We start from the raw sequence: 23,170 nt of genomic DNA, 5'->3' as shown, positions 1-23,170 counted from the left end.
CCCCGGCCCACCGCTGGCGCGGGCTTGATCCGAGAACCAACGTCCGCTTCAGGCCACCTGCGGCTCTTTCTCCGCGCCTTTGCGATCCAGCACCCGTTTCAGCTCGGAACTGCCCGACCTTGCTGCTCTCAGGTTTTCGCGACAGACTTCAGCCGCCGTGTTCCCCGATGCAGGCAACCCTAACCCATTCAGCGCACTTTCAGTGTCGCCAGCCCGATCAGCGCCAGCACAAGCGCAATGATCCAGAAGCGGATGACAATCTGCGGCTCTGCCCAGCCTTTCTTTTCGAAATGGTGGTGAATGGGTGCCATCAGGAAAACCCGTTTTCCGGTGCGTTTGAAATACAGCACCTGAATGATGACCGACAGCGTTTCAACCACGAAAATACCACCGACAATTGCCAGAACGATTTCATGTTTTATCGCAACCGCAATCGCCCCCAGCGCGCCGCCCAGCGCCAGTGACCCGGTATCACCCATGAATACCGCAGCGGGTGGTGCATTATACCACAGGAACCCCAGCCCCCCACCGGCGAGCGCTGCCGTGAATACCAGCAATTCGCCGACGCCCGGCACATAATGCACATCCAGATAGGCCGTGAAATCCACCCGACCGACCGCATAGGCAATCACCCCCAGCGTGGTCGCAGCAATCATCACCGGCATGATGGCAAGCCCGTCCAGCCCGTCCGTCAGGTTGACCGAATTCGCAGCCCCCACAATGACAAACGCCCCGAAAGGAATAAAGAACCACCCCAGCGACAGCAGCACTTCCTTGAACACCGGAACTGCCAGATGGCCTTGCAGGTCTTCGGGATGAACATACATCGCCGCCGCACTGGCCAGCACGCCGATCAGCACGCCAAGCCCCAGCCGCACGCGGCCCGGCACGCCTTTGACATTGCCCTTGGACACTTTGGCCAGATCATCGGCAAAACCGATAGCACCGAACGCAACCGTCACCAGCAGCACGATCCACACATAGGGGTTGTCCAGCCGCGCCCAAAGCAGGGTTGAGACTGTCAGCGCAGACAGGATCAGCAGCCCGCCCATTGTCGGTGTGCCGGTCTTGGTCAACAAATGGCTTTCGGGGCCATCTTCGCGGATGGGCTGGCCGTTGGACTGGCGCCGCTTCAGCATGTCGATCAACGGCTTGCCAAAGACAAACCCGAAAATCAGCGCCGTAAAAAAGGCCGCACCCGCGCGCACCGTAATAAACCGGAACAGGTTGAACCCCGGCAATGTGCCCGCAAATTCAGTCAAGAAATAGAACATGGTGCTTCCTTCAGCTTTTCCGGTGTGCGCGGCTGCCCGGCTCTGCCACGGCAAGATTGCGCAATGCGTCGACGACGCGGGACACAAGGCTTCCCTTGGACCCCTTTACAAGAACGACATCCCCCGGCGCGACCAGCAAATGCACCAGGCCTGTCAGATCATCGGCCTGCGCCACCTGACGCCCACGCTGACGCAGTGGCAACCTGCGCGACAAGGCCGCCATGCGCGGGCCGACACAATGCACCAGATCAACTGCGGCGATGGCAGGGTATTGCGCAATCGCTTCATGCAGGGACTGCTCGTCCGGGCCAAGTTCCAGCATATCGCCCAGAATGGCGATGCGACGGCCACGACGACCGGTCTGGGTCTGGGCAGGGGTGATTTTCGCCAGCATCTCCAGCGCGGCTTCCAGTGATGCGGGGTTCGCATTGAAGGCATCGTCAATCAGGGTGAAACCCAGTTCCTCGACCGAATCCAGAACAATGGTCTGGCGCAACCCGCGCCCGGCGGGGGGCTGCCAATGCCCAAGGCCAAGGGCGGCGCGCGCCAGATCAAGCCCCAATGCCTGCGCAACAGCCAGACAACCCAGCCCGTTCATGCCGAAATGCGCCCCCGCATTGGCCAGCCGGACCGAAACGCGCATATCCCCGACATGCGCGCGCAATACCAATGCGGCTTCGGTCTGGGTCATATCTGCCGGGCGCACGCGATCAGACCCATAGCCGAAAGACCAGATCGTCGCCCCCGACTGCATGGCCGCATCGCGCAGGATCGGACTTGTCGGCAGGTCGCAGGGAAAAACTGCATGACCTTCTGCGCCAAGGGCATTGAAAATGCTTGCCTTTTCATGGGCAATGCCGTCGATATTCTCAAACGCTTCCAGATGGGCGGGGGCGATTGTGGTGATCATGGCGACATGCGGGCGGGTCAGTTGCGCCAATGGCGCAATTTCGCCCGGCTGGTTCATGCCGATCTCGATCACAGCGAAATCCGCGTCCGGGGCCAGCCGGGCCAGCGTGACGGGAACCCCCCAATGATTGTTGAAACTCGCTTCTGCGGCATGGGTCTTGCCAAAACCGGACAGCATGTCGCGCAGCATTTCCTTGGTCGATGTCTTGCCCACAGACCCGGTCACTGCGATAACCCGTGCCCTGCTGCGCGCGCGCCCGGCCGCACCCAGCGCAGTCAGCGCGGCCATCACATCGGGCACGACCAGTAGTGGCGCATCATCCGGCACGCCTTCGGGAATATGGTCAACCATGGCAGCCGCGGCACCCTTGTTCAGGGCCTGTGCCACAAAGTCATGCCCGTCGCGCGCGGCTTTCAGCGCGATGAACAGATCCCCTTCTTTCAGACTGCGCGTGTCAATCGAAATACCACTGGCCTGCCAGTCAGTGCTGGCCTGTCCACCTGTCGCGCGCACGGCGTCGGATGCTGTCCAAAGGGTCATGCGCGGGCCTCCAGGGCGGCGATGGCCACACTCGCCTGTTCCACATCATCGAAGGGATAGACCGTGTCACCAACGATCTGCCCGGTTTCATGCCCCTTGCCCGCAACCAGAAGCGCGTCCCCCGGTCCCAGCGCATCAACAGCACGCAAGATGGCCTCTGCGCGGTCCGGTACCTCATGTGCGTCCGGGCATCCATGCAGAACTTCGGCACGGATCTGGGCGGGGTTTTCGGATCTCGGGTTGTCGTCTGTCACATATACGATATCAGCGTTTTCCGCCGCTGCCTTGCCCATCAATGGCCGCTTTCCCTTGTCGCGGTCACCGCCAGCACCGAAGACCACGATCAGGCGCCCCATGACATGCGGGCGTAGCGCTTGCAGCGCAACTTCCAGCGCAGCGGGCGTATGGGAGTAATCGACAAAAACAGGGGCACCATTCGCGCGCGTGCCCGCAAGCTGCATCCGCCCGCGCACCCCGTCCAGACGCGACAGGCGCATCGCCACTTCGTCAGGGTCATCACCACAGGCCAGCACCAACCCGACAGCGGCCAGCACATTTTCAGCCTGAAACCCGCCGATCAGCGGCAGATGTTCCTGATAGGTCTGGCCAGCATAGCTGTAGCGCATTGTCTGGCCCGCTGCCTCAAAACGCTGACCAAGCAGCACGATATCCGCATCCCGGCTGCGCCCAACCGTCAGCGTGCCCTGCCCGCGCGCTTCGGCAATGGCCAGAATTTCAGCGCCGCGCGGGTCATCCATATTGATGACGGCCACGCCGTCATCGGGCAGCAACCGGTCGAAAAGCTGCGCCTTGGCGGCGAAATAGGCATCCATCGTGCCATGATAATCCAGATGGTCCTGCGTCAGGTTGGTAAATGCCGCCGCCCGCAAACGCACCCCGTCAAGGCGGCGCTGGTCCAGCCCGTGCGACGATGCTTCCATTGCGGCGTGGGTGACCCCCGCCTGCGCCATTTCCGCCAGCAGGCGGTGCAGCGTAATCGGGTCCGGTGTGGTATGGGCAAGGGGGGCGGAATAACTGCCTTCAACCCCTGTCGTGCCCAGATTCACTGCCTCATGTCCCAGAAGCGCCCAGATCTGGCGGGTGAAACTGGCGACAGAGGTCTTTCCGTTCGTGCCCGTCACGGCAACCATTTCCACGGGCTGGGAACCGAACCACAGCGCACAGGCCAGCGCAAAGGCCGCGCGCGGGTCTTCGGCCAGAACCAGCGCCACGTCGGAACCCGCCAACGCATCCTGCGCAATTGCCGCGCCTTCGCGGTCCGTCAGTATGGCTCCGGCCCCCATGCGCAGCGCATAGGAAATGAATTCACCCCCATGCACGCGGCTGCCGGGCAGCGCTGCGAACAGCGCGCCTTGCCGCACCTGCCGACTGTCCAGCGCCAGCCCGCTGACGGTCACATTCGACCCGCGGGTCGGGCTAAGGCCAAGCGCGGAAAGCGGGCGGGGGGGATGATCGGACACGCGCGTTGACTCCTTGCGGGGGAAGTGCTGCCTGTTAGCCTGAAACCTGACCGCTGTTCAATGCCCCGCAGGCGTCAGGGATGTGGCGGCAAATGCGGCATTGACGGCTTCCAGCCGCATGGGCCGGATATCCAGCAGCGGTGCCACGCGGCGCGTAATTTCGGCGGACACGGGAACAGCCGTCCAGCCAGCGGTGCGGCGCGGTTCCGGGCCGGTTGTATCTGCCCCTTCGTCCAGTGTGACAATCAATACATAGCGCGGGTCATGTGACGGGAACACACTGGCGAATGTGGCCAGAACCGCATCCTTCATATAACCGCCGCGCGGCCCCGGCTTGTCCGCCGATCCGGTCTTGCCGCCTACCGGATAGCCGGAAATGCGCGCGAAAGAGGCCGTTCCTTGCTGCACGACCTGATGCAGCAACAGGCGCATCTGCTGCGATGTCTGCGATGAAATAACCTGCTCGCCCGCCTGCACATTGTCCTGACGCAGTAAGGTGGGCTGAATCTTGCGGCCACCATTGACCAGGCTGGCATAGCCTGCGGCCAGCGCCAACGGACTGGTGGACAGGCCATGCCCGTAGGAAATGGTCATGACTGACAGATCCGACCAGCGGTCAGGCAGCAGCGGGCGCGACCGCGCGGCTTCAGCCAGTTCTATCGGCGCGGGGTCCAGAAACCCGAATTTGCGCAGGAATGTTTGCTGTGCCTCTGCGCCAAGGGCCTGCATGATCCGCGCGGTGCCGATATTCGAGGATTTAACCATCACATCCGTAACCGACAATTGCGCGCCATAATTGCGGAAATCATTGATCCGGAACCGTCCCCAAGTCAGCGGGCCGCGCGTATCGATCATGGTCCGGGGGGTGACCGTGCCCGCATCCAGCGCTTGCGCCACAGCGAAACTTTTCATCACCGACCCAAGTTCGTAATAGCCCTGCACCGCACGGTTGAACAACGGGCTGTCGGCTGGTTCGCCTTCGGTCGGGGGGGCGGGGCGCAGGTTCGGGTCGAAATCCGGCAGCGAAACAAGGCTGATCACTTCGCCCGTATAGACATCCATCAGCACCGCCGATGCACCCTTGGCGTTCAGCATATGCATGCCACCTTCCAGAACCTCTGTCACGGTGGCCTGCACTGTCAGGTCCAGCGACAGATGCAACGGCGCGCGCAACTGTCCGGGGTCGCGCAGGCGGCTGTCAAAATACAGTTCAGTCCCGGCCACACCCAGAATTTCCGCAGCGCGCACACCTTGCTGACCAAAGCGCGCCCCACCAAGGACATGCGCAGCCATGCGCCCGTTGGGATAGACGCGCATGTCACGCGGGCCGAACAACAACCCCGGTTCACCAATGTCATGCACGGCCTGCTGTTGTTCGGGCGAAAGCTGGGTGCGGATCCAGATGAAACGCCGCTGCGGGTCCGTGAAGCGCGCGGCCATCCGATCAGCATCTATATCGGGGAAAATGCGCGCCAGTTCACGCGCGGCGCGCACCGGGTCCACCATGCGGCGGGTTTCGGCATAAAGTGCGTGCGTCGGCAAGTTGGTGGCCAGAACACGCCCTTCGCGGTCAACAATATCAGCGCGCGCGCTGGAAATATCCTCGACCATGCCCACGCTCATTTCCAGCGGCTCGGTGGCCGCCAACAGGCCCATTCTGGCCCCCAGAAGCACAAATCCGCACACAAACAGCAAGGCCAGCGTCAGCAAGCGCCCTTCGGCCTGACTGCGTGCCGCGTCGCGCATGGATTCCAGCCGCAACCGGCGGTTTTCCTGTTCGATATGGTCGGGGTTTTCACCGGTTTCCCGGGCCTTCAAAACCCGGGCCAGGGGGCGTAGCGGGGTGCGAATCATGGTTCGCGCTCCTCTGAAACGGCATCTTCATCAAGTGTGCCGAACACTTCAACGGCGGTGGAATAGTCGCTGCGCAGCACCGGCAACGGATACGCCACCTGCCCTATCTCACCAAAATGATCGGCGGTCATCGGCACCAGCAGCAAACGTTCAAAATTGACATCCACCAATTCGCGCAGCCGGTCGGGACGGTTCAGATACGCCCATTCCGTGCGCTGAATGGTGATCGCATTGCCAAGGCTTGCGACCTCTCGTTCAAGGGCGCGGTGTTCATTCATCGCTTGCTGGGTCAGGTGGTTTTCACGGTAGGCCCAGGCGGCAAGGCCAATCACGGCCAAAGCGGTCAGGAAATACAGAAAACTTCGCATGGCGTCCTATTCCAGATTTTCAAGGGCAAGCCCCGGCAACCCAAGGGCTGCGCGATCGGCTTTTGCTGCGGGGGCATCAGTGCGCAGCGCCATGCGCAGCCGCGCTGATCGCGCGCGCGGGTTCTGCGCAAGTTCATCGGCATCAGCGCTGATTCCGCGCTTTTCAATCAGGGTGAAGCGCGGCGCTTCCGTGTGGGTTTCCGGCGCATATCTGTTGGCACGCCCGCCCTGCCCGGCGCGCAGTTGCAGGAAGCGCTTGACGATGCGGTCCTCCAGCGAATGAAAGCTGACAATCGCCAGCTTGCCGCCCGGACGCAGCGCGCGTTCCGCCGCTTCCAACCCCTGCACAAGGGATTCGAATTCAGTGTTCACGGCAATGCGCAACGCCTGAAAACTGCGGGTGGCCGGATGACTCTGGCCTGGTTTGGGGCGTGGCAAGCAGCTTGCGACGATTTCCGCAAGTTGCAGGGTCCGGGTCACTGGCGCGTCGGTTCGCGCGCGCAGGATGGCGCGGGAAATCCGGCGCGATGCGCGTTCTTCGCCGTAATGATACAGAATATCGGCCAGCACGGATTCGGGCGCTGTGTTCACCAGATCGGCGGCACTTGGCCCCGATTGCGACATGCGCATGTCCAGCGGCCCGTCCTTGCCAAAGGAAAACCCGCGTTCGGCCTGATCAAGCTGCATCGATGACACACCCAGATCCAGGACAATCCCGTCCAACAGCCCGTCTGCATGGGTGTCAAGCTGCGCAAAATTGCCCTGCACCAGCCGCAACTTGTCGCCATAGCTGTCCGCCCAGTCGCGCGCCATATCCAGTGCCAGCGGGTCACGGTCCACCCCGATAACCTGATCAGCGCCCGCGTCCAGAAGTGCGCGCGCATAGCCACCGGCCCCGAATGTGCCGTCCAGCCAGATCCCTGCAACAGGGGCCAGATGGGCCAGAATGGGGCGTATCAGAACCGGAATATGCGGGGCTTGATCTTGCGCCATCATGGTGAACTTGGACGCGATGGCAATTTTGTCAGCGGGTTGAAGCGTGGTCCCTGATCGGCCAGATAGGCGCGGGTTGCGGCGGTCTTGGTCGCTTCGAACGTGTCTTCGCGCCATATCTGGAACCGGTCGCCAAGTGCGATGAACAGCGCCTTTTCGTCGCCGTCCAGACCGATCTTGTCGCGTAGTTTCTGTGGCAGGACAATGCGCCCGTCCTCGTCGATCTGCATATCCTGAGCCAGACCGTGAAACAGCAATTCCAGCGCTTCGCGGTCATCGCTGCCCGGTTGCATCTGGTCGATGCGTTCTTCGATATCCTCGATGGCGTTGACGGTATAGCAATCCAGCCAGTTCTGGTCATCCAGCCCGTAGACAATAACCAGATTGGGGCGCAGCCCGTCTGTCCAGTCCGGGTCGCCGGTTTCGACGACACGACGGAAAGAGGCGGGGATGGAAACCCTTCCTTTGCTGTCCACCTTCTGGTGGAAGGAGCCTCTGAACCTGCGTGCCACTGCCCGGCGGTCCTTTTTTTGTTCTGGACCCCGTCATGGGGTCTGAAAATGGAAACGGCGGATCGAGCTGCTGCCACTGCCCGATCCGCCGACTGTCCCATCGCTGGGTGCCCGGTTTGCGCGTGCGTCCTTGGGGGAGGGGATGCTGCCTGCAAGCGCGCCGGATCTGTTTTGTTTCAAGATAAAGCGGGTGCCTGTATGAAACCGTTTGCCTCGTTCGGGGTCTTTGGTCGCCCCTTTATTGCCCGTTCATCTTGGATAAAGGGATGACATGGGATTGCATGGTAATCAACTGAAAAATACGGGCATGACATATAGGCAGGCGGATTACACCCTACTGCATTCTGTGATTATTTTCTAAAATTCACTACATATAGTGTGAACATTTCAGGAACCGCCCCAAATGCCGCGCACCCATGGCATCCCACCTCATGCGCGAACAGGGATGATAAAATATGAAAAACTGTTCTGAAAAGACTTCATCGTTGCACATAAGCAACAATCAAATGCGCCTACCGCAGCTGACCATCAGGTATTGCTGCCGGAAAACACCTGAAATCACGCCGAATCACGTGCGGTTGATTCGTCCGCGATCAGAAGGCGCAGTGCGGGACGGAATTTTCCGGCCGGAAAATGCGCCATTCCCATGAAATTCCATGCGTCCCATGCAATCCCGGCCAATCCCTGAATCTGCGGACCCGGGGGCGCAATCAACCCGGGGTGACGGCTTGCGCAGTTTGCGGCCCGAAACGCGCGTCGGAGTTTCCAAGATGCAACGCAAAGACCGCAACGTGGCCCACATCCACAACTGTTTCAGGCCGGGTTCAATCTGCTCCCCGTTTCCGCGCGGTATGACAATACGCTAGATCACCTCGATCAGGCGTTGCGCCATACGCTCATACGCGCGTGCAACCGGGCTGTCTGTCGCAGCGACAGGAATACCCCCATCCCCAGCCAGACGCACTTCGACACTCAGCGGCAATTCCCCCAGAAAGGGCAGGCCTTGTTTTTCGGCCTCAACACGGACGCCGCCTTCGCCAAAGATATGATCCTCATGCCCGCAATTGGGGCATATATAGGTGGACATGTTTTCAATCAGTCCCAGAATCGGGGTTTTCAGGGTCTGAAAGGCGCGCAGCGCCTTGCGCGCGTCCAGCAGTGCCACGTCCTGCGGCGTGGACACGATGACCGCGCCGCGCACATCGAATTTCTGGCATAGTGTCAGTTGAATGTCGCCCGTCCCCGGTGGCATGTCCACAATCAGCACATCCAGCTCACCCCATTCCACTTGCGTCAGAAGTTGCTGCAACGCCCCCATCAGCATCGGCCCGCGCCAGATCACGGCATCATCGGCCTTCAGCATCAGGCCAATGGAAATCATCGTGACCCCATGCGCCTGAAGCGGAATGATCTTCTTGCCATCGGGCGAGGCAGGCCTGCGGTCCACCCCCATCATCTTGGGCTGGCTTGGCCCGTATATATCGGCGTCCAGCAGGCCCACACGCACACCCAGACGGGCCAGCGCAACGGCCAGATTGGACGCAACCGTGGACTTGCCCACCCCGCCCTTGCCGGACCCCACGGCCACAATATGTTGCACGCCGGGCACCGCCTGCTTGTCCCCTTGGGGACGCGGGTGGCCACCAATTTTCAACGACGGCGCGGCACCTTTTGCCTTTGGCGCGGGGCCATGCGCGGTCAACGCCACCGAAACCCGCGTCACCCCGTCCAGCGCCTTGACCGCAGCTTCCGCCGCCTGCCGCGCGGGGGCCAGCCGCTGGGCCATTTCGGCGCTTTCAGCCTCCAGCACAAAGCGGATCGCGCCCCCCTCAATGACAAGTGCGCGCACCAGATCGCGCGATACCAGATCGCCGCCATCGGGCACATCAATCTGTTTCAGGGCATCAAGGACCGTTTCGCGTGTCACACTCATGATAATTCCTTCCGGGTTTGCGCGAAGAGATGGGCTTTGCGCGCCATGGCGGCAAGGCTTACATGGCTGTTTGCAAATTGTCATGCACCCTGTTCCATGCAAAAATTCACAATCTCACAGGGCTGGAGGGCCAGATGCAACATGACTGTCTGTTCTGCAAGATTGCGTCGGGGGCCTTGCCTGCCCACAAGATATATGAGGATGACCATATCCTTGCATTTCTGGACCTGCATCCGATCCGCGCAGGCCACAGCCTGGTGATTCCCAAGACACACCATGTCTGGTTCGAAGATCTGCCCGAACATCTGGCCACGCGCATAACGACATGCGCCCAGAAAATTGCCCGCGCGCAGAAGGCAATATACAAAGTTCCGCGTGTTTCCATGTTCTATACCGGAATTCACGTCCCCCACGCGCATGCCCATGTCGTTCCCATGCATCACATGCATGATGTGACCTCATCCGCATACCTGCACGACGGCGCCACGGCATTCAGCACGCCCCCGCAAGGGGATGCACGCGAACTTACTGATACCGCTACCATTATTTCTGAACATTTGATCAATTAATCTGCATTGCGAAGTCAACTTTCGCGCCAATGCACGCCGGAATTCCGGACCGGATGGTCCAATTTTCAGGCATTTTTTAAATTTCCCTAGCGTAAACATGTCGCTAGCGCATAGCCGCATTGCAGCATCGTCTATTGTGCGAGCGCAGCAAATCGCTATCTTCAATCACAAGAAGACGCGGCACTCGCCGCAGCACAGTGAGAAGAGAAGGCAAAACATGGCACATATAACCGCAAATGCAGGTTCCTTTCGCCCGGTTGCCTACCTGATGGGTTGGGTTGAAAGCGTAGCAGATTCGATGTCGCGCTACCGGGTTTACAAACGAACCCATGATGAGCTGAGCAGCCTGAGCAGCCGTGAACTGGAAGATCTCGGCATCAGCCGCTCCATGATCACGCGCCTGGCATACGAGGCCGCATACGAGAATTAATGGTTTTGGACCCCCTCCTCCTCCCTGGGGTCCGAGAGCGACGGTGATTGATCCTCCTCCCCAATCACCGTCACCCTATTCCGGTCATGGCAGAAAGCCAGAAGCCGGTCACGAAACGAACACCCCCTCTCCTCCTCCCTGGGTGGTGGTCGTTGGGATACCGCAGCCCTCCTCCTCCCTGGCTGCTCTATCCCTAGAATATCGGGTCACGGACCCGAACATTGCAACGGGCCCCCTCCTCCTCCCTGGGGTCATGGCAAATCGGCGGCAGTCCCCTCCTCCTCCCTGGGACTGCCGCCTTTTTGATTCTTAAAACAGTATTGGTGCGCCGGTTTGCGTTTCCGTCAGAACGGCAGATCATCTGCCTGATCTGCGGGAACTACGAATCTTGCCACGATATGGCGCGGGCCGGATTTTTCGAATTCAACGAACAGCTTGTCACCGTCAACGGACGCCACGCGCCCATAGCCGAATTTGGTGTGGAAAACGCGCGCGCCTTCTTCGAACACCGGCAATGCGGTCCCGTCAATTACCATCTTCGACGCTTGGCGCGGCTGCGCGGCCGGGCGTGATTGCGCGGCCTGAAAGCGCCGCCAACCCGGTGAATTATAGGCATCGGCCCGCATTGCGCGGTCTTCAACACTGCTTTGCGCCATTGTCGCAGCCATACCCCCACCACCATACAGGCCCGGCGGCGTCAGGATATCAACATGATCCGCGGGCAGTTCATCCACGAAGCGCGACGGCATCTGTGCCTGCCATTGCCCATACACCCTGCGATTCGCGGCAAAACTGATGGTGCAAAGCTGCTCTGCGCGGGTGATTCCGACATAGGCAAGGCGGCGTTCCTCCTCCAGACCTTTCGATCCGGTTTCGTCCATGGAACGCTGCGACGGAAACAACCCGTCTTCCCAGCCCGGCAAAAACACCACGGGAAATTCCAGCCCCTTGGAGCCATGCAGGGTCATGATGCTGACCTTGTCGACGGAACCATCGCTGTCATTATCCATGACCAGCGCAATATGTTCCAGAAACCCTTGTATGTTTTCAAATGATTCCAACGCCTTGACCAGTTCTTTCAGGTTGTCCAGCCGCCCCGGCGCTTCGGGCGTTTTGTCATTCAGCCACATTTCTGTATAGCCGGATTCTTCCAGTATCTGTTCGGCTAGTTCGATATGTGACTCTGCGCTTGCCCCACTTTCGAAAACACGGGCCGCTACCCCTACATCTTCGTCGTCAATGATCAATTCATCGTTTGAAACTGTGGAAGGGGTAAATGTCCCAGAAACTGAATGATTCCAGCGAGCAATGTTTTCAATCAGCCTGCGCAATTGCGCCGCGCCCTTGCCCTTGATCTCGCCCGCCTCGATCGCCATTGCGGCACCCTGCACCAAAGGCACACCGTTTACACGGGCAATTCGTTGAATCTTCTTCTGGGTCTCGCTTCCCAAGCCCCGCTTGGGGGTATTGACGACCCGTTCAAAGGCCAGATCGTCACCGGGACTGACCGCCAGCCGGAAATAGGCCATCGCGTCACGGATTTCCATGCGTTCATAAAATCGCGGGCCACCGATCACGCGATACGGCAGGCCGATTGTCAGAAAACGGTCTTCAAACGCGCGCATCTGGTGGCTGGCGCGCACCAGAATGGCCATTTGGTTCAACGCGAACGGGGCAAGCCCGCGCGTGCCGCGTTGCAAATCCTCTATCTGTTCGCCGATCCAGCGCGCTTCTTCCTCACCATCCCAATGCCCGATCAAGCGCACCTTTTCGCCGGTTTCCGCTTCGGTCCACAGGGTTTTGCCAAGACGCCCTTCATTGCCGGCAATCACCTGACCTGCGGCAGCCAGAATATGCGGGGTGGAGCGGTAATTCTGTTCCAGCCGCACGACAGTTGCGCCCGGAAAATCGCGTTCAAACCGCAGGATATTACCCACTTCGGCCCCGCGCCAGCCATAGATCGACTGATCGTCATCGCCCACGCAGCAGATATTCTTATGCCCGCCCGCCAGCAGCCGCAGCCACAGATATTGCGCGATATTGGTATCCTGATATTCGTCCACCAGAATATAGCGAAACCGTGTCTGATACGTTTCCAGCACATCCGGATGCACCTGAAAAATCCGGATGCAATGCAACAGCAGATCCCCGAAATCACAGGCATTGAGGGTTTTCAGCCGGTCCTGATAGGCGGCGTAGATTTCTGTCCCGCGATTGTTGAACGCACTGGCTTCGCGCGCGGGTACCTGTTCGGGCGTCCATGCGTGGTTTTTCCATTGGTCGATGATTCCCGCCAATAACCGCGCAGGCCAGCGTTTTTCGTCAATATTGGTCGCCGCAATCAACTGCTTCAGCAGGCGCAACTGGTCATCGCTGTCCAGAATGGTGAAGCTGGACTTCAGGCCCACAAGTTCGGCATGGCGGCGCAGCAATTTCGCGCTGATGGAATGGAATGTGCCCAGCCAGGGCATACCTTCCACGGCTTCGCCCAGATAGCCACCCACCCGCAGCTTCATTTCGCGCGCGGCCTTGTTGGTAAAGGTCACAGCCAGAATTTGCGATGGAAAGGCGCGGCCGGAATTCAGCAAATGCGCAATACGCGCAGTCAGCGCCTTGGTTTTGCCGGTTCCGGCGCCGGCCAGCATAAGGACAGGACCATCCAGCGCTTCGACCGCCTGGCGCTGCGCGGGGTTCAACCCTTCCAGATATGGGGCAGGACGCGCGGCCATGGCGCGGGCGGAGAGGGGCAGGTCAGTGTTGAAATCGCTCATGGCGCGACAATAACGAAACGCACTGCAAAGGGAAAGCCATGTTCGCCCAACGTTCCCGCCAGCTTGCCGGAAAATCGTGATTGTCGCAGCGTTCAGATGGCCGCCGGATTCCGAAAGCTGCCAATGACCCATCTGAATAGTTTATTCCCGCGCCGGTCGCCGGTCTGGCTGGTTGCCCGTCGCGCAATTTCCGTCAACGGAACCACCGCTTTTTCCAAAATAACCGCCTTTTCCAGAATTTCCGTCAGTTCGGGTCTGGCGATAAACGCCATTTTCCAACACGGGAAAGCGCACTGTTCCACGTCGGCACCCGCCAGCGCCAACTGGCCGGAATGCCACGTATCATGCGAACTGCACTGCAACACGTCATTCGACGAACTGTGATTGATGATTCTGTGCATCGTATCCGTCCCATGGGAATAGTTCTGATCATCATATGGGCCGTTCCTTAACATCTGGTATAGGCCGGGCGCGGAACGACACGCTTGCCAATTCCGCATTCACATGATCACCTGCATGGCAGCCTCGGAATATGAGCGATGTAATGCATCCAGATCAGCAGTATCCCGCCCTTTCAGACCTGAAATCGGCCTGCCGCAAACGGGTGCCGCATTTCGTGTGGGAATATGTCGACAGCGCCACGGGCACGGAATCCGTCAAACAGCGCAACCGCACCGCACTGGATCAGGTTCTGTTCACCCCCGCAATCCTGCGCGGCCCGATCACGCCCGATCTGCGCACCCGTTTTCTGGGGCGCGATTATTCCTGCCCGATAGGTATCGCGCCCGTTGGCATGTCGGGCCTGATCTGGCCGGGGGCGGAAGCGGCCCTTGCGACAATGGCGCGAAACAGTCGCATCCCCTATGCGCTCAGCACTGTGGCCACGCGCCTGCCCGAAGATATAGGCCCGGTTGCGGGCGATATGGGCTGGTTTCAGCTTTACCCGCCCAAAGACCCTGAAATCCGCCGTGATCTGCTGACCCGCGCGCGCAAATCGGGCTTTGAAACACTGGTGCTGACGGTTGATGTGCCCGGCCCGTCACGCCGGGAACGGCAATTGCGCGCACAGCTTGCGATTCCGCCACGGATTACACCGTCGATTCTGGCCCAGATCGCCCTGCGCCCTGTCTGGGCGCTTGGCACCTTGCGGCATGGCACCCCCCGCCTGCGCCTGATGGAGGAATATCTGAAACTGGACGGAAACGCCCCGTCCACTGCCCATGCGGGATATCTGCTGCGCGCCGCGCCCGACTGGGATTATCTGCGCGCAGTTCGCGATGAATGGCAGGGGCCGCTGATCATCAAGGGAGTGCTGGAGCCGGACGACGCTGCGCGCCTGCGCGATGCGGGCATGCAGGCCATCTGGGTCTCGAACCATGCAGGACGCCAGTTCGACGGGGCGCCTGCGGCAATACATTGCCTGCCCGCCATTCGCGCCGCTGTCGGGCCGGATTTCCCGCTGATCTGCGATTCGGGACTGGAAACGGGGCTGGATATCCTGCGTGTGCTGGCCCTTGGCGCGGATTTTGCCATGCTGGGGCGGGGCTGGCATTACGCTTTGGGGGCGCTAGGCGCACAGGGACCGACGCATCTGTACAATATTCTGACCGAAGATATGAAAAGCTGCATGGTGCAGCTGGGCATATCCCGCGCGCAGGATGCCGCAGCGCGGCTTGCGCCGGTGCCCGAATTCTAACGAAACCTTACAATCCCTTTACGAAACTGTGAAAACTGGTCTATTCCGTGGACCAAAGACAGGTTTGCACTCGCAGAAAGGACCGTCATGGCCGAATTTCAGAAGATCCTGATCGCCAACCGTGGTGAAATTGCTATCCGCATCATGCGTGCCGCCAATGAGTTGGGCAAACGCACTGTTGCCGTTTACGCAGAAGAGGACAAACTGGGCCTGCACCGGTTCAAGGCGGATGAAGCCTACCGCATTGGCGAAGGGATGGGGCCGGTTGCGGCCTATCTGTCGATTGACGAAATCATCCGCGTGGCCAAACTGTCTGGCGCAGATGCCATTCATCCGGGCTATGGGCTGCTGTCGGAAAACCCGGATCTTATTGATGCCTGCGTGGAAAACGGCATCACCTTTATTGGCCCGAAGGCAGAAACCATGCGCGCGCTTGGCGACAAGGCCAGCGCGCGGCGCGTCGCAATCGAAGCGGGCGTTCCGGTCATTCCCGCGACCGAACTTCTGGGCGATGATATGGACGCGGTACGCAAGATGGCGGATGAAGTCGGCTATCCGCTGATGCTCAAGGCCAGCCATGGCGGCGGCGGGCGCGGCATGCGCGCGATCACCGGACCTGATGAGCTGGAAAGCAAGGTGCGCGAAGGCCGGCGAGAGGCAGAGGCCGCGTTCGGCAATGGCGAAGGGTATCTGGAAAAGATGATCCAGCGCGCGCGCCATGTCGAAGTGCAGCTTCTGGGCGACACGCATGGCAATCTGTATCACCTGTATGAACGCGACTGCACTGTGCAGCGCCGCAACCAGAAAGTGGTTGAACGTGCCCCTGCGCCCTATCTGACACCGGAACAGCGCGCCGAGATTTGCGAACTGGGCCTGAAGATCGGGCGTGCCGTGGGCTATCAGAACGCGGGCACTGTCGAATTCCTGATGGATATGGACGAGGGCAAGTTCTACTTCATCGAAGTGAACCCCCGCGTGCAGGTAGAACATACCGTCACCGAAGAAGTCACCGGCATTGACATCGTAAAGGCGCAGATCCGCGTGGCCGAAGGGGCAACCCTGTCAGATGCCACCGGCACGCCCAGCCAGGGCGATGTCACCTTGTCGGGCCACGCCCTGCAATGCCGCATCACGACCGAAGATCCGCTGAACAATTTCATCCCCGATTACGGCCGCCTGACTGCTTACCGCAGCGCCACAGGCATGGGCATTCGTCTGGACGGGGGCACCGCCTATGCGGGGGGCGTGATTACGCGCTACTATGATTCGCTTCTGGTCAAGGTGACAGCATGGGCCGCAACGCCAGAGGAATCGATTGCGCGGATGGACCGCGCCCTGCGCGAATTCCGCATTCGCGGCGTCAGCACCAATATCGATTTTGTCATCAACCTGCTGAAACATCAGACATTTCTGGATTACAGCTATACGACGAAATTCATCGACACGACGGATGACCTGTTCCAGTTCCGCAAACGGCAGGACCGCGCGACGAAGATTCTGACCTATATTGCCGATATCACCGTGAACGGTCACCCCGAAACCGCCGGGCGCGCCACCCCGCCAGCCGGGATCAAGACCCCGACCGCGCCAAAGGTGTCCGTCCAGCAGCCCCCGCGCGGCGCGAAACAAATTCTGGATGAACAGGGACCGCAGGCCGTGGCGGACTGGATGGCCGCTGAAAAGCGGCTATTGCTGACCGACACAACCATGCGCGATGCGCACCAGTCGCTTCTGGCCACACGCATGCGGTCCATCGACATGATCCGCGTGGCACCTGCCTATGCGCATATGCTGCCGCAATTGTTCAGCATGGAATGCTGGGGCGGGGCCACGTTCGATGTGGCCTACCGCTTCTTGCAGGAATGCCCATGGCAGCGCCTGCGCGATCTGCGCGCGCGCATGCCCAACCTGATGACGCAAATGTTGCTGCGGGCCTCTAACGGGGTGGGTTACACCAACTATCCCGACAATGTTGTGCAGTTCTTTGTGAAACAGGCCGCCGAAACCGGGGTTGATGTGTTCCGCGTATTTGACAGCCTGAACTGGGTTGAAAACATGCGCGTCGCCATGGATGCCGTGTTGGAGGCAAACAAGCTTTGCGAAGGGACACTTTGCTATACCGGTGACATTCTGAACCCCGACCGCGCGAAATATGACCTGAAATATTATGTCCGCATGGGGCAGGATCTGAAGGCGGCAGGCGCGCATGTTCTGGGCCTGAAGGACATGGCCGGGTTGCTGAAACCTGCGTCGGCGCGGGTACTGATCAAGGCACTGAAGGAAGACGTGGGCCTGCCCATCCATTTCCATACCCATGACACGGGCGGCATTGCCGGGGCCACGATTCTGGCTGCCGCCGAAGCGGGGGTTGATGCCGCAGATGCCGCGATGGATGCGTTTTCAGGCAATACCAGCCAACCAACACTGGGGTCCATTGTCGAGGCGCTGCGTTTCACCGATCGCGACACTGGCCTTGATATGGGCGCGATCCGCAAGATTTCCGATTACTGGGAGGAAGTGCGCACGCATTACGCCGCGTTCGAATCCGCGCAGCAGGCCCCCAGTTCGGAAGTGTATCTGCACGAAATGCCCGGCGGGCAGTTCACCAACCTGAAAGCGCAGGCCCGGTCCATGGGGCTGGAAGACCGCTGGCCGGAAGTCGCGCGCACCTATGCCGATGTGAACATGATGTTCGGCGATATCGTCAAGGTTACCCCCTCGTCCAAGGTGGTGGGCGACATGGCGCTGATGATGGTGTCACAAGGGCTGACGCGCGCCGATGTCGAAAACCCCGAACGCGATGTCAGTTTCCCCGAATCGGTCATCGACATGCTGCGCGGCAATCTGGGCCAACCGCCCGGTGGCTGGCCGGAAGGGATACTGCGCAAGGTTCTGAAGGACGAATCCCCTCTGACTGAACGGCCGGGTGCGCGCCTGCCCCCTGTTGATCTGGAAGCCACCCGCGCGGACCTCAGCAAGGAACTGGAAGGGTTTACCGTCGATGACGAGGATCTGAACGGCTATCTGATGTATCCGAAGGTGTTTCTGGATTACATGGGCCGCCACCGCATTTACGGGCCCGTGCGCACCCTGCCCACGCAGACCTTCTTCTACGGTATGGAACCGGGCGAAGAGATTTCAGCGGAAATTGCACCGGGCAAGACGCTTGAAATCCGCGTTGTTGCTGTGGGTGAAACCGGCGATGATGGCGATGTGAAGGTGTTTTTCGAACTGAACGGCCAACCGCGCACCATTCGCGTGGCCAACCGCGAAGTGAAGGCCAAGACCGCGCAGCGCGCCAAGGCAGATATCGCCAACCCCGCCCATGTGGGCGCCCCCATGCCCGGCGCGGTCGCATCTGTTGCGGTCAATCCGGGCCAGAAGGTGAAGGCGGGCGATCTGCTGCTGACAATCGAGGCCATGAAAATGGAAACCGGCATGCATGCAGACCGCGATGCGGTGGTCAAATCCGTGCATGTTCAGGCAGGCACCCAGATCGAAGCGAAGGATCTGCTGATCGAGTTTGAGGACTGAGCGCCTGCACAAGAGCGGCGCAAAAGGCCACGGACGGCGCGGGAGCAGTTGATTCCCGCGCCGATTTCCCCCAAACCGTTGCAAAAGCTTCGGGACAGGATCAGATGACCAGAATCGATACCACCTTCGCCGCCCTGAAATCCGAGCGCCGCAAGGCCTTTGTCGCCTATATCATGGCGGGTGACCCCGACCTTGAAACCTCGCTTTCCATTATGCAGGGGCTTCCCGGTGCCGGGGTCGATGTCATTGAACTGGGCGTGCCCTTCACTGACCCTATGGCGGACGGTCCCACCATCCAGCTTGCAGGGCAGCGCGCGCTTGATGGCGGGCAGACCCTGGACAAGACGCTGGACATGGTGCGGCGTTTCAGGGCCGGAAATGACACCACCCCGATTGTGCTGATGGGCTATTACAACCCGATCTACAGCATGGGTGTCGCGCATTTTCTGGAAAAGGCCACGGATGCTGGCATTGACGGGCTGATCGTGGTTGACCTGCCCCCGGAAGAAGACAGCGAATTATGCCTGCCTGCACAGGCGGCAGGGCTGAATTTCATACGCCTTGCCACCCCCACAACCGATGACCGCCGCCTGCCCAAGGTTTTGCAGAACACATCCGGTTTCGTTTATTACGTGTCCATCACCGGGATCACCGGTGCGGCGGCGGCACAGGCCGCGCAGGTCGGACCAGAGGTTGCGCGCATCAAGGCGCAGACAGACCTGCCCGTGATCGTCGGTTTCGGCATATCAACCCCGCAGACTGCACAGGACATCGCCAGCGTGGCCGATGGCTGCGTCGTGGGGTCCGCGATCGTCAAGGAAATTGCATCCGGCAAACCAGTGGCGGATGTGCTGGATTATGTGCGCGCGCTGGCAGACGGGGCGCATCAGGGATAAGCAGCGCCTTCCGACCCGGCGATTTCCAATACAAAAAGCCGCGTCCTTTCGGGCGCGGCTTATGTCTTTTCACAGCTTGAAGCCCTGAATTACCGCGCCGCGATCTGCATACCTGCTGCAGGTTCCCCCAGAACAACCACCCACCACAGCTTGCCATTACCGTCCTGATGCCAGCCCACACCGACATCACGGGCGCGACGGTCCAGAATCACGGCGCGGGTTTCGGCTTCCGACATCCATGCAGTGACGGTTTCTATCTCCGTCTCGAAGGTTTCTGAAACCATCTCACCGACGAAAGACCCCCTATACCCGGCGCGCTGTGCGCGCTGCATCGGGCTGGATCCGTCCGAGCCCCAATGCCAGGGGCGGCTTTGGAACGACATATCCTGCGCATGGGTCGCTGCGGCGCTGGCCAGTTCGGCATTGCCCTGAAGCGGCGCCAGACCATGTTGCGCACGCATTGTATTCAGACCGTCCTGCATGCGCTGTCGCACGCGCGGCGCGTCATTGGAACTGATCCTGTAGACAGCCGGAACCGGCTTGCCGTCCGGTCCCATACGCATGGCGACAGGCGAAACATCACAGGCTGCAAGAAACAACGCACCAAGCAGGGAAATAGCAATTGACCGAAACATATCCAGATTCATCCTTATCGCGACAGGCTGTCTCCATATCCCTTACGCCTTGGGTTTTCAAACACAACTCGGCGTGATCACCCGGACTTTGGCAGTTATGCAACTATCAGCGTCGGGACATGTATATGCTACGCGATAGCAGAAGTGAAATGCGGCCCGAAAGTGTTGCGAATTTGACGATTTTTGCAAATTCCTGCACAGGACATGACATCTCTGCGTTGCGTTCGTCGCTAGAAAGTGATTTTACCACAGCTACGACATTTCGTCTTGGGTGCCTGCGCCTGATGAATGGGTTGCAGGTAAATACTGGAGGTTACTATGAAAAAGATCGCACTCGCAGCAGCATTGTCCATGGCTGCCACTTCGGCTTTTGCCGGTGGCATGGGCGGCAAATACGCCGAACCGGTTGTTGAACCGGCAGTTATCGTTGAAGACACCAAGTCTTCTTCGGCTGGCATCATCGTTCCGCTGATGCTGCTTCTGGTTGTGGCTGCTGCTGTTGCCGCAAAATAATATACGAAACTCCGGTTTCGTGGAAATGGCGGGCCTTGTGCCCGCCATTTTTCTTTTCTGAAGACACGCGCGGCACGGTTCCGCCGCAAAATGTGAAAGATGCCGGAAAAACCGGACTCCCGGTTTTGCATTTCCGCCCGGAAAACAATGGCAATGCGCCGTGATTGTCAGGTCCAGCCAGACAGATTGGCGGCAATTACCTGAACCAATGCATCAATATGCGCAGCATCATCATTCAGACAGGGAATATAGGTAAACTGCTCACCGCCCGCATGCTCAAAACTCTCGCGGATTTCCTCGTTGATTTCTTCCAGCGTTTCGATGCAATCCGCCGAAAATGCAGGCGCCACCACTGCCAGCCGCCTGACGCCCTGTCGCGCCAGTTCAGCAACATGTTCCACCGTGTAGGGGCGCAACCATTCTTCGGTGCCGAAAACCGACTGGAATGATGTCTGTATCTTGTCCTTCTCCCAGCCCAGCGCCTCGCGCAGCAGGCGCGTGGTTTTCTGGCACTGGCAATGATAGGGATCGCCTTCCATCAGATAGCGCTTTGGCATGCCATGATAGGACGCCACCAGCACTTCCGGCTTTTCATCCATCGCATCATAGCTGCGCTGCACAGACTGCGCCAAAGCATCAATATAGGCGGGATGGTCGAAATAGGGCGCAACCGTGCGCGCCGCCGGTTGCCATTTCTGATCCATCAGGGCGCGAAAGAACTGGTCACAGGCCGTGCCCGATGTCGCGCCCGCATATTGGGGGTAAAGCGGGAAGAACAAAATCTTCTCGCAGCCCGCCCTGACCATTTCTTCAACTTTGGACCGGGTGGACGGGTTGCCATAGCGCATGCAGAAATCCACCATGACAGTGTCGCCAAACTGCGCGGCGATTGCCTTTGCAATGCCCGCTGTCTGGTCCTTGGTGATGGTCATCAACGGGCTTTCGCCCTTGTCGTGGTTCCAGATGGATTTGTAATTCGCCCCCGACGTAAAAGGCCGCTTCGTCAGGATGATCAGTTGCAGAAGCGGCTGCCATTTCCATGCCGGGTAATCGATCACACGCTTATCGGACAGGAATTCATTCAGGTAACGCCGCATAGACCAGTAATCATAATTATCCGGCGTTCCCAGATTGGCCAGCAACACACCGATTCTGGCCTGCGCCACAGGGGGATGGTCTGCATCGGCATGGGCCAGACGCCCCTGCCCGGGATGGTCCATATGAACGGGGCAGCCGCCCGCTGTTGACTGTGGCTTTGCATCAAGCATGGCAGGGTCTTTCATTCCGCTATGTCCCCGCGTGACATAGCTGTTTTTCTTTGGGAATCAATCATTGCCGGGGATTTTCACCTGATCGGGCAGCGGCGTTTCCACACTACCAAGCGCATCTGCCAGCGCAACCTTGGCGGAACCCGGCCGCAAGGGGCGCGGCTGGCTGGCATCCGGCGCCCATCCTGTCAGGAAAATAAGTTCAAACGTGGCCATGATCCGCCCAGCATTGTCACTGTAATGCGCGGCATAGGTTTGCTCCGTGCGTCGAAACAGCGCAGGAGGGGTGAAGCTGCGGCGGCGCGCGGCCAGCGCGTTGCGTTCACCCATCGCGCGCAGGTCATCAAACAAGCGCTGTATCGTCCCGTATGCCACCGACTGGGTCAGCGAATCTGCCACAGGCAAGGCCAGTCCCGCGCGCTGTAACAATGCGCCAAGGTCACGGATTTCGGCCATAGGCAACACCCGCGGCGACAACCCGCCTGTCAGGTCCGATTCTGCCTGCGCAAGGGCGCTGCGCAATTCCTTCAGGGTCTGACCACCAAGCAGAACCCCCAGAAACAACCCGTCGGGCCGCAAGGCACGCCGCGCCTGCACCAACTGGCCCACCGGGTCCGATGACCAGTGCAGCGCCATGACATGAACTACCAGATCATGTGCCCCTTCCTGCAGGTCCAGCACGGGATCATCGGCAACCACGCGCGCATCTGGCAGGAAATCCGCCCAAAGCTGCGGTAAACCTGTCACGATGGCCGGCGAATTAAACGATCTGTTAACCATACTCAGGCGAAACTGAAACTCCTCCTGCGCGATCTGGTGCAGAAAGGGGGGCTGCCGGGTGTCATTCACGCGCGCACGATTGCGAAGCAGCGCGGCGCGGTCGGTCAGCTCTGGCGGGGTGCGGGTCATGCAAGGGCTTTCTGGTCATATCTACGCCCCTTCATGTAGGAGAGTTCGCTTGGAAAGGCAAAACACCTTGCAGCGCGTGCGCGC

19 protein-coding genes are annotated in these 23,170 nt (G+C 59.8%); 6 read left to right on the top strand and 13 right to left on the bottom strand.

The features are described from left to right. Positions 1-188: 188 nt before the first annotated feature. The 8 genes from mraY to PUT78_RS06310 form a co-directional block, all read right to left on the bottom strand. A complete protein-coding gene (gene mraY / locus PUT78_RS06345; RefSeq protein ID WP_274351397.1) occupies positions 189-1,274 on the bottom strand; it encodes a phospho-N-acetylmuramoyl-pentapeptide-transferase in 1,086 nt (361 codons plus the stop codon). Between the two features lie 10 nt (positions 1,275-1,284). Next, positions 1,285-2,724 (bottom strand): UDP-N-acetylmuramoyl-tripeptide--D-alanyl-D-alanine ligase, encoded by a 1,440-nt coding sequence (locus tag PUT78_RS06340; RefSeq protein ID WP_274351396.1) that lies wholly within the window; start codon positions 2,722-2,724, stop codon positions 1,285-1,287. Further along, positions 2,721-4,205, bottom strand: coding sequence for a UDP-N-acetylmuramoyl-L-alanyl-D-glutamate--2,6-diaminopimelate ligase (locus PUT78_RS06335; protein ID WP_274351395.1), 1,485 nt, complete (start codon positions 4,203-4,205; stop codon positions 2,721-2,723). Before PUT78_RS06335 ends, PUT78_RS06340 begins: the two co-directional genes overlap by 4 nt. 57 nt (positions 4,206-4,262) lie before the next feature. Next, entirely contained in the window at positions 4,263-6,059 is a 1,797-nt protein-coding gene (locus tag PUT78_RS06330; protein WP_274351394.1) for a peptidoglycan D,D-transpeptidase FtsI family protein, read from the bottom strand. Then, positions 6,056-6,427, bottom strand: coding sequence for a cell division protein FtsL (gene ftsL, locus PUT78_RS06325; protein WP_274351393.1), 372 nt, complete (start codon positions 6,425-6,427; stop codon positions 6,056-6,058). The genes PUT78_RS06330 and ftsL overlap by 4 nt, the downstream gene beginning before the upstream one ends. A 6-nt stretch (positions 6,428-6,433) precedes the next feature. Beyond that, positions 6,434-7,423, bottom strand: coding sequence for a 16S rRNA (cytosine(1402)-N(4))-methyltransferase RsmH (rsmH, locus tag PUT78_RS06320; protein WP_420793467.1), 990 nt, complete (start codon positions 7,421-7,423; stop codon positions 6,434-6,436). Beyond that, complete coding sequence (gene mraZ, locus PUT78_RS06315; protein WP_274351392.1) at positions 7,420-7,932, bottom strand: division/cell wall cluster transcriptional repressor MraZ; 513 nt, start codon at positions 7,930-7,932, stop codon at positions 7,420-7,422. The genes rsmH and mraZ overlap by 4 nt, the downstream gene beginning before the upstream one ends. An 862-nt stretch (positions 7,933-8,794) precedes the next feature. Next, the gene (locus PUT78_RS06310; RefSeq protein ID WP_274351391.1) at positions 8,795-9,865 is read right to left on the bottom strand and encodes an Mrp/NBP35 family ATP-binding protein; all 1,071 of its coding nucleotides are present in this window, start codon (positions 9,863-9,865) and stop codon (positions 8,795-8,797) included. 134 nt (positions 9,866-9,999) lie between these two features. Between PUT78_RS06310 and PUT78_RS06305 the strand changes: the two genes are divergently transcribed. Beyond that, entirely contained in the window at positions 10,000-10,434 is a 435-nt protein-coding gene (locus PUT78_RS06305) for an HIT family protein (protein WP_274351390.1), read from the top strand. A gap of 217 nt (positions 10,435-10,651) precedes the next feature. After that, positions 10,652-10,864 (top strand): DUF1127 domain-containing protein, encoded by a 213-nt coding sequence (locus PUT78_RS06300; RefSeq protein ID WP_274351389.1) that lies wholly within the window; start codon positions 10,652-10,654, stop codon positions 10,862-10,864. 344 nt (positions 10,865-11,208) lie between these two features. On the opposite strand, the gene PUT78_RS06295 is transcribed toward PUT78_RS06300, so the two are convergent. Both PUT78_RS06295 and PUT78_RS06290 read right to left on the bottom strand, forming a co-directional pair. Beyond that, on the bottom strand, positions 11,209-13,635 hold the full coding sequence (locus PUT78_RS06295) for an ATP-dependent helicase (RefSeq protein WP_274351388.1): 2,427 nt from the start codon (positions 13,633-13,635) through the stop codon (positions 11,209-11,211). A 92-nt stretch (positions 13,636-13,727) separates the two neighbouring features. Next, on the bottom strand, positions 13,728-14,036 hold the full coding sequence (locus PUT78_RS06290; RefSeq protein ID WP_274351387.1) for a hypothetical protein: 309 nt from the start codon (positions 14,034-14,036) through the stop codon (positions 13,728-13,730). Between the two features lie 143 nt (positions 14,037-14,179). Here PUT78_RS06290 and PUT78_RS06285 point away from each other — a divergent pair, with 143 nt between their 5' ends. The 3 genes from PUT78_RS06285 (at position 14,180) to trpA (ending at position 19,761) form a co-directional block, all read left to right on the top strand. After that, positions 14,180-15,331 carry an alpha-hydroxy acid oxidase gene (locus tag PUT78_RS06285; protein WP_274351386.1) on the top strand — a complete coding sequence of 384 codons (1,152 nt, stop codon included), beginning with the start codon at positions 14,180-14,182 and terminating at the stop codon, positions 15,329-15,331. Between the two features lie 87 nt (positions 15,332-15,418). Next, complete coding sequence (locus PUT78_RS06280; protein WP_274351385.1) at positions 15,419-18,865, top strand: pyruvate carboxylase; 3,447 nt, start codon at positions 15,419-15,421, stop codon at positions 18,863-18,865. Positions 18,866-18,969: 104 nt separating this feature from the next. Continuing rightward, positions 18,970-19,761, top strand: coding sequence for a tryptophan synthase subunit alpha (trpA, locus tag PUT78_RS06275; RefSeq protein ID WP_274351384.1), 792 nt, complete (start codon positions 18,970-18,972; stop codon positions 19,759-19,761). Positions 19,762-19,850: 89 nt separating this feature from the next. Here trpA and dalA read toward each other — a convergent pair whose 3' ends face one another. Next, entirely contained in the window at positions 19,851-20,396 is a 546-nt protein-coding gene (gene dalA, locus PUT78_RS06270) for a divisome-associated lipoprotein DalA (protein WP_274351383.1), read from the bottom strand. 318 nt (positions 20,397-20,714) lie between these two features. Between dalA and PUT78_RS06265 the strand changes: the two genes are divergently transcribed. After that, positions 20,715-20,909: a hypothetical protein gene (locus PUT78_RS06265; protein ID WP_274351382.1), complete on the top strand. Its 195-nt coding sequence runs from the start codon at positions 20,715-20,717 to the stop codon at positions 20,907-20,909. Positions 20,910-21,076: 167 nt separating this feature from the next. Here the strand turns inward: PUT78_RS06265 and hemH are convergent, their stop codons facing one another. Then, positions 21,077-22,177, bottom strand: a complete 1,101-nt coding sequence (gene hemH, locus PUT78_RS06260; RefSeq protein WP_420793473.1) for a ferrochelatase — start codon at positions 22,175-22,177, stop codon at positions 21,077-21,079. Positions 22,178-22,234: 57 nt separating this feature from the next. Further along, on the bottom strand, positions 22,235-23,086 hold the full coding sequence (locus tag PUT78_RS06255) for a methyltransferase domain-containing protein (RefSeq protein ID WP_274351381.1): 852 nt from the start codon (positions 23,084-23,086) through the stop codon (positions 22,235-22,237). Positions 23,087-23,170: the final 84 nt, after the last annotated feature.

The sequence above is a fragment of the Roseinatronobacter alkalisoli genome (genome assembly GCF_028745735.1).
Taxonomy (GTDB): Bacteria; Pseudomonadota; Alphaproteobacteria; order Rhodobacterales; family Rhodobacteraceae; genus Roseinatronobacter; species Roseinatronobacter alkalisoli.
Note: the sequence above shows the minus strand (reverse complement) of the source record. Positions and strands in the feature narration are given on the sequence as shown.

Excerpts from the sequence above, each read along its gene's own strand:
- PUT78_RS06280 (WP_274351385.1), top strand. The coding sequence starts at position 15,419 with ATGGCCGAATTTCAGAAGATCCTGATCGCCAACCGTGGTGAAATTGCT.
- ftsL (WP_274351393.1), bottom strand. The coding sequence starts at position 6,427 with ATGCGAAGTTTTCTGTATTTCCTGACCGCTTTGGCCGTGATTGGCCTT.
- PUT78_RS06300 (WP_274351389.1), top strand. The coding sequence starts at position 10,652 with ATGGCACATATAACCGCAAATGCAGGTTCCTTTCGCCCGGTTGCCTAC.
- PUT78_RS06310 (WP_274351391.1), bottom strand. The coding sequence starts at position 9,865 with ATGAGTGTGACACGCGAAACGGTCCTTGATGCCCTGAAACAGATTGAT.
- PUT78_RS06340 (WP_274351396.1), bottom strand. The coding sequence starts at position 2,724 with ATGACCCTTTGGACAGCATCCGACGCCGTGCGCGCGACAGGTGGACAG.
- PUT78_RS06255 (WP_274351381.1), bottom strand. The coding sequence starts at position 23,086 with ATGACCCGCACCCCGCCAGAGCTGACCGACCGCGCCGCGCTGCTTCGC.
- PUT78_RS06285 (WP_274351386.1), top strand. The coding sequence starts at position 14,180 with ATGCATCCAGATCAGCAGTATCCCGCCCTTTCAGACCTGAAATCGGCC.
- PUT78_RS06290 (WP_274351387.1), bottom strand. The coding sequence starts at position 14,036 with ATGCACAGAATCATCAATCACAGTTCGTCGAATGACGTGTTGCAGTGC.
- hemH (WP_420793473.1), bottom strand. The coding sequence starts at position 22,177 with ATGCTTGATGCAAAGCCACAGTCAACAGCGGGCGGCTGCCCCGTTCAT.
- dalA (WP_274351383.1), bottom strand. The coding sequence starts at position 20,396 with ATGTTTCGGTCAATTGCTATTTCCCTGCTTGGTGCGTTGTTTCTTGCA.
- PUT78_RS06305 (WP_274351390.1), top strand. The coding sequence starts at position 10,000 with ATGCAACATGACTGTCTGTTCTGCAAGATTGCGTCGGGGGCCTTGCCT.
- mraY (WP_274351397.1), bottom strand. The coding sequence starts at position 1,274 with ATGTTCTATTTCTTGACTGAATTTGCGGGCACATTGCCGGGGTTCAAC.
- PUT78_RS06295 (WP_274351388.1), bottom strand. The coding sequence starts at position 13,635 with ATGAGCGATTTCAACACTGACCTGCCCCTCTCCGCCCGCGCCATGGCC.
- rsmH (WP_420793467.1), bottom strand. The coding sequence starts at position 7,423 with ATGATGGCGCAAGATCAAGCCCCGCATATTCCGGTTCTGATACGCCCC.
- PUT78_RS06330 (WP_274351394.1), bottom strand. The coding sequence starts at position 6,059 with ATGATTCGCACCCCGCTACGCCCCCTGGCCCGGGTTTTGAAGGCCCGG.
- trpA (WP_274351384.1), top strand. The coding sequence starts at position 18,970 with ATGACCAGAATCGATACCACCTTCGCCGCCCTGAAATCCGAGCGCCGC.
- PUT78_RS06265 (WP_274351382.1), top strand. The coding sequence starts at position 20,715 with ATGAAAAAGATCGCACTCGCAGCAGCATTGTCCATGGCTGCCACTTCG.